Genomic DNA, 922 nt, shown 5'->3' on the forward strand with positions numbered 1-922 from the left:
AAAAAAGCGCCGCTGGCGGCGCTTTTCGAAGAGAGCTTGTCCGGTGACAAGCAGGGTTATGCGGTGTTTTGTCAGGCGGCTGGCGAATTTCCGTCAAGGCTGTCGAGAAAGATCGCTCTGCCCGCCATCAGCTGAGCCGGCTTATCGTCAAGAAAAATGGCTCGGCCGGCAAACTCGGCATCTCCCTTCGGCTGAGACGAAAAACTTAAAACGACAAGGCTTGCAAAGACGGCAGTCAACGCAACGGCAATCATCTTTTTCACTTTAACTCCTCCGTTCTTTTAAGAATTTGGTCTCTTGCATGATGAGATTCTTCAAAATATTCGGCAGCTTTGTCTGCATCTCCATTTTCTTTATAGTAAAGTGCGATATCAAATGTTAATTCCGCTACATCCGTCCAGAGATTGATCGTTTTAAGATATTCTAAAGCATGTTCAACCGCAAGTGGATCCTGTTCATCATACAGAGCATGAATAAGTTTAAATTTCGACAAATATTCCCTTTCTCCTGCTTTTTCCGCACGGAAAAATCCTTTTTCATACAATTTGCGTGCTTCTTTGACAACATTTGATTTGTACAGCACATGTGTCAGTTCAAACATGGAATGGATGCCGTAAACCGATTCTTCATGCTCTTTGATAAGCAGCGCTTCTTTGAAATGATGTTCAGCCAATGTGAGGAGGTTGCGATTGACATAGCTCAACCCTAAGTTGTGGTGAGCCATGCCGAGGAGGACATGATGTTTGATCAGTGCCGCGTCTTTAAGGGCTTGCTTGTAATGCTGTTCGGCTTCATCAAAACGAAATAAATCGAGTTTATTTGCCCCGATCAGCATATCGTTGCTGATCGCTTTTTGAATGTAATCATCATGTGCTTTGAAGGTTTTTAGAGCTGTTTTCGCATGGTTTAAGGAAAGGAAATT

Annotated in this window: 1 protein-coding gene and 1 pseudogene; both read right to left on the reverse strand. The window is 43.6% G+C overall.

The features are described from left to right. Window positions 1-71: 71 nt before the first annotated feature. The gene (locus ACWHAR_RS24430; RefSeq protein WP_202604387.1) at window positions 72-254 is read right to left on the reverse strand and encodes a hypothetical protein; all 183 of its coding nucleotides are present in this window, start codon (window positions 252-254) and stop codon (window positions 72-74) included. 5 nt (window positions 255-259) lie between these two features. Beyond that, window positions 260-922, reverse strand: a pseudogene (locus ACWHAR_RS24435) (hypothetical protein); the annotation flags it as partial.

This window comes from Bacillus sp. LR--39 (assembly GCF_053613335.1).